Source organism: Paractinoplanes ovalisporus, assembly GCF_016834655.1.
Classification (GTDB): domain Bacteria; phylum Actinomycetota; class Actinomycetes; order Mycobacteriales; family Micromonosporaceae; genus Actinoplanes; species Actinoplanes ovalisporus.
The window spans coordinates 1-4,728 of sequence record NZ_JAENHP010000054.1 but is presented as its reverse complement, the minus strand read 5'-3'; the positions used below and the strand labels follow the sequence as shown (position 1 = coordinate 4,728).

Below are 4,728 nucleotides of genomic sequence, written 5' to 3'. Positions count from 1 at the left end.
TGGTTCTGAGCGTGAGTAAGGGTCCCGCTTGGCCGCACGTTTTGGTCCCACGTCACACGCACCGGTTTCTGTGTGCACGTGTTTGGGACCCACCCTGCTACGCTTGCTGCGCCTATTAGTGGGTGCTTGAGACCGCGAGATGGATCATTTATCGGTACGTCCGGTGTCTTCGGAACGTGTTTCCAGACGTTCGTACCTCTGCTTGGCCGCCTGCGGCGTATTGAGTCCCAAGCCGAAGGCGATGTCCTGCCACGTCATCCCTCTGCTCCGGGCAATCTTCAGCAGGGCTAGCTCGGTGGAGTCGAGATCGGCCCGAACGCTGGGCAGCAGGGTCAGCGCCGCGACGACGTCGTCGTGATCTAAATCCTGCTCATCCGGCTCCGGAATGATTGAGCCGTTGGCAATTCCCGTTACGAGTCGAACTACCTCGTGTGGAGTAGGCATCACGGGATGCGCCTGCCGTGATCGACGGGCGGGACTGTTGGCGTGCCGGTCGACCAGGTACGTCAGGGATTGGTAAGTGCGCAACGCGCGCTGCGCCGCGGGGTCAGGTCGAGCGAAGAGGTCGGACATGTGTTGAAGCATGACTGATCAACGTCATGTTTTCAACCACCTGTTGAAGCGAGGGCCGCTCACCTTGGTGTGGGGCATTGTGAAGCTGTCGGGCCTCGGCTGGCCGTGGAGGATTGCGCTGGGCAGATGGCATTGGAGCAGCCCCTGGCGCGCGGCGCCCGCAGGCGCTCTCACCTCCCTCAATTATCTCATAAGCTCAATTTTCGGCTACAGCTGGTAGTTGCTTGGCGTCGATTCGGTGGCCGCTACGGTGCCCGGCATGCTTACTGGTGACGAGAAGTTTGTTAGTTCCGGGCGGGTGCGGCTGTGGACGCAGCGTTTCGGCCGGCCTGCTGACCCTACCGTTGTGTTGATCATGGGCACGTCGACACAGGGCATCGGCTGGCCGGATGAGTTGGTGGAGGCGCTGGTGACCAGTGGCCGTCAGGTGATCCGGTTCGATCACCGCGACACGGGACGTTCCGATTCCGTCGCTTTCGCGGCGCATCCGTATGCGCTCGCCGACATGGCAGCCGACACGGTCGCCGTTCTCGACGGTTACGACGTCACAGCAGCGCACCTTGTGGGGATATCACTGGGCGGGGCGATCGGGCAGTGGCTTGCCGTTCACCAGGCAGCCCGGGTGCATACGCTGACTTCGATGGCGTCGTCTCCGATGGGCAACAACCCCGGCCCGGCGTGGGCGCGAGCCATGGCAGGAGAACCGGCTTCGGCCGACGAGCTCCCACCTCCGACTGCACGGTTCCTCGACCACGTGATGGCCTCGGCGAAGGCGCCCCGGACGACCCCGGCGCAGCGCATGGACGCCGACGTGCAGACCTGGCGGGTGCTCAACGGCGATGTCCTGCCTTTCGATGAATCCGCTGCACGGCGGTTCGTCGAACGCTGTTACGCCCGGGCCAGCAACATCGCTGCTGCCTCGAATCACGATCTCGCCGGGCGGCGCTGGGACGACGACCGGCGGGCCTCCTTATCCGCCATCACCGCGCCGACCCTGGTCCTCCACGGCAGCGACGACCCGCTGTTCCCCCCGGCCCACGGCGAAGCGCTCGCGGCGCAGATCCCGGCCGCGCAGCTGGAGGTCGTGCCGGGCATGGGCCACCATCCGTTCTTCGCGCCAGGGCTCACCGAGCGGATCGCCGACTCGATCATCCGACAGACGAGCTGACCTTCGGGCCGCCCGGACCCGGGCCATAGCCGAGCACGGATCGCGCTCACCTGGCTATGGCCCGACCGTGCCGCCATTCGTGCCGGCAAGCGGAGCTCAGCATCGATTCAAGGGTGGCCGGGACAGCAGTTGGCCTGCGGATTGGTCGTCAGTTTCGGCCCCACCTCGATCGGGTGGATTCGATGTTCACGAGTTTCGGACCCACCTGGGACGGTGGGAACATCGGCTGGTCTGGGACGGGAGCGTGCCGATGCCGCTGATGTCGAAGGTCGACCTGTTCGCGGCGATCCGCCGGGACTCACGCGCCGGCATGTCGGTGCGGGCGATGGCCGGCAAATATCAGGTGAGCCGGCGCACGGTCCGCGCTGCTTTGGCGTCGGCGTGGCCGCAGCCGCGCAAGGCAATGCCGCCGCGCGTGTCGAAGCTGGATGACTTCAAGCCGATCATCGACGCCATCTTGCGCGCGGATCTGGACGCCCCACGCAAGCAGCGGCACACGGTGACCCGCATCTACGACCGGCTGATCGCCGAGCACGGTATGCAGGACGTGTCCTATTCGGTGGTGCGCCGCTATGTCGCCGATCGCAAGCCGAAGATCCGCGTCGAGGCCGGGCGCGGGCCGGTCAACGTGTTCTTCCCGCAGACCCACCGCCCGGGCGAGGAAGCAGAGGTCGACTTCGGCGAGGTCACCATCAACCTGCGCGGCGAACCGGTGACCTGCATGCTGTTCGCACTGCGGTTGTCGTTCAGTGGCAAGGCCGTCCACCGAATCTTCGCCTCCGGAGGGACCGAGGCGTTCCTCGAAGGCCACGTCCACGCGTTCGCCGCGCTCGGTGGCGTTCCGACCGGCAAGATCCGCTATGACAACCTGCGAGCCGCGGTCGCGCAGGTCCTCGGGTTCTCCCGCCAACGGGTCGAAACCAGCCGATGGACGGCGTTCCGATCGCACTTCTCCGTCGATCCGTTCTACTGCCAGCCCGGCTTGCAGGGCGCGCACGAGAAGGGCGGGGTCGAGGGCCAGATCGGCTGGTTCCGCCGAAACCACCTCGTCCCCGTTCCCGAGGTCGACTCATTTGAGCAGCTCAACGCCTTGGTCGACGCTTGGGACGCGGCCGACGACGCCCGCCGCATCGGCACCCGGGCCCACACCATCGGCGAGATGTTCGCGATCGAGCAGCCCCGCCTGGTGCCGCTGCCGGATGAGCCGTTCGAGACCGGCACCTGGCTCGGCCCCCGAGTCGACCGCTACAGCCAGGTCACCATCCGCACGAATCGCTACTCGGTGCCGGTCCGGCTGGTCGGCCGGCAGGTTCGCGTCCACCTGCACGCCTCCCACCTGGTCGTCTATGACGACCGCACCGAAGTCGCCCGACACGAACGGCTTATGGCAAAAGGGCGCACCCGCCTCGACTTGGACCACTACCTGGAGGCACTGCTGCGCAAACCTGGCGCGCTACCCGGCTCCACTGCCCTCGAGCAGGCTCGGGCCGCTGGTAGGTTCACTCCGGTCCACGACGCTTGGTGGGAAGCCGTCCGCAAAGCCCACGGCGACGCCGCCGGCACCCGCGCCTTGATCGAGGTGCTCTTGCTGCACCGGCACATGTCCCACCAGCACGTCGTCGCCGGGCTGGCCACAGCGCTGCAGGCCGGAGCGCTCACCGCGGACGCCGTCGCCTTGCAGGCCCGCAAGTTCGCCGAGACCGACGACCACCCGCGTCCCGTCAACCGCCGAATCAGGCCGGTCAGCAACGTCGTCTCGCTGACCGAGCGGCGCCTCGCGCAGCTGCCCCCGGACACCCGGCCGCTGCCCACCGTCACCGCCTACGACCAGCTGCTCCGTCTGCCTCCGCGCACCGCAGAAGGGAACCGGCCATGACCCGCCACCGAGGCCTCACCGAACAAGCCGCCGACGCAGCCATCGACTCCGCCTGCCGGCTGCTGCGCCTGCCCACCATTCGCGGCCAATTCGGTGACCTCGCCGAAGCCGCCGCCCGCGACCAGCAGACCTACCGAGGGTTCCTCGCCGAGCTGCTCATGGCCGAATGCGACGACCGGGCCCGGCGCCGTTCTGAACGCCGCATCAAGGCCGCTGCTTTCCCCCGCGACAAGAGCCTTCGCGTCTTCGACTTCGACGCCAACCCCCACGTCGACCCTGCCGTTGTCCATACCCTCGCCAAATGCGACTGGGTCCGCAAAGGGCTACCGCTCTGCCTGATCGGCGACTCCGGCACCGGCAAAAGCCACCTGCTCATCGCCCTGGGCACCGAAGCCGCCATGGCCGGCTTCCGGGTCCGCTACGTCCTGGCCACCAAGCTCGTCAACGAACTCGTCGAAGCCGCCGACGAGAAAGTCCTCGCCAAGACCATCGCCCGCTACGGCCGCGTCGACCTACTCTGCATCGACGAGCTGGGCTACATGGAACTCGACAAACGCGGCGCCGAGCTGCTGTTCCAAGTCTTGACCGAACGCGAAGAGAAAGCCTCCGTCGCCATAGCGTCCAACGAAGCCTTTTCAGGCTGGACCAAGACCTTCACCGACCCGCGGCTCTGCGCCGCGATCGTGGACCGGCTCACCTTCGGCGGCAACATCATCGAGACCGGCACCGACTCCTACCGCCTCGCGCAAACCCGCGCCCGCACAGAGCCGCCAGCACGGACGCAGGCCTGACCCCCGGCATCCACGCTGAACGATCGGGGACGACACCATTGCACCCTGAAGAACCCGGCGACGACCTGCTACCGCTGCTGCTCGAGATCTGCGAAGACTACTTCGCCCACGCTGGCCCGATCGAGCACCGCGAGCTCGACACCCTGCTCCGCGCCCGAGACATCACCGGCGGCCCCGGCTGGCTGATCGACATGCTCGCGCTCACCCGCCAACGTCTACAGGGCGGGCCCCAAACTCACGCACATTGATCATGACGAAACGCTCCTCCCCGGGCCCAAGAGAGGCGCCCATACGGGACCGATTCCCACGACCGAAGCCAG

Annotated in this window: 5 protein-coding genes; 4 read left to right on the top strand and 1 reads right to left on the bottom strand. The window is 66.9% G+C overall.

Annotated elements, in window-relative coordinates; genetic code table 11:
- Positions 1-144 precede the first annotated feature (144 nt).
- Complete coding sequence (locus tag JIG36_RS51335) at positions 145-573, bottom strand: DNA-binding protein (RefSeq protein WP_236050293.1); 429 nt, start codon at positions 571-573, stop codon at positions 145-147.
- Positions 574-832: 259 nt separating this feature from the next.
- Between JIG36_RS51335 and JIG36_RS51330 the strand changes: the two genes are divergently transcribed.
- The 4 genes from JIG36_RS51330 to JIG36_RS51315 all read left to right on the top strand — a co-directional run bounded on the left by JIG36_RS51330 (position 833) and on the right by JIG36_RS51315 (position 4,656).
- Entirely contained in the window at positions 833-1,741 is a 909-nt protein-coding gene (locus JIG36_RS51330) for an alpha/beta fold hydrolase (RefSeq protein WP_203384262.1), read from the top strand.
- A 256-nt stretch (positions 1,742-1,997) separates the two neighbouring features.
- A complete protein-coding gene (gene istA / locus JIG36_RS51325) occupies positions 1,998-3,617 on the top strand; it encodes an IS21 family transposase (RefSeq protein WP_203384265.1) in 1,620 nt (539 codons plus the stop codon).
- Positions 3,614-4,408: an IS21-like element helper ATPase IstB gene (gene istB / locus JIG36_RS51320; protein WP_203384261.1), complete on the top strand. Its 795-nt coding sequence runs from the start codon at positions 3,614-3,616 to the stop codon at positions 4,406-4,408. Before istA ends, istB begins: the two co-directional genes overlap by 4 nt.
- Before the next feature lie 38 nt (positions 4,409-4,446).
- On the top strand, positions 4,447-4,656 hold the full coding sequence (locus JIG36_RS51315; protein WP_236050292.1) for a hypothetical protein: 210 nt from the start codon (positions 4,447-4,449) through the stop codon (positions 4,654-4,656).
- The last annotated feature ends 72 nt before the right edge of the window (positions 4,657-4,728 follow it).

Coding starts and splice junctions, on each gene's coding strand:
- JIG36_RS51335 (WP_236050293.1), bottom strand. CDS start 573: ATGTCCGACCTCTTCGCTCGACCTGACCCCGCGGCGCAGCGCGCGTTG.
- JIG36_RS51330 (WP_203384262.1), top strand. CDS start 833: ATGCTTACTGGTGACGAGAAGTTTGTTAGTTCCGGGCGGGTGCGGCTG.
- istB (WP_203384261.1), top strand. CDS start 3,614: ATGACCCGCCACCGAGGCCTCACCGAACAAGCCGCCGACGCAGCCATC.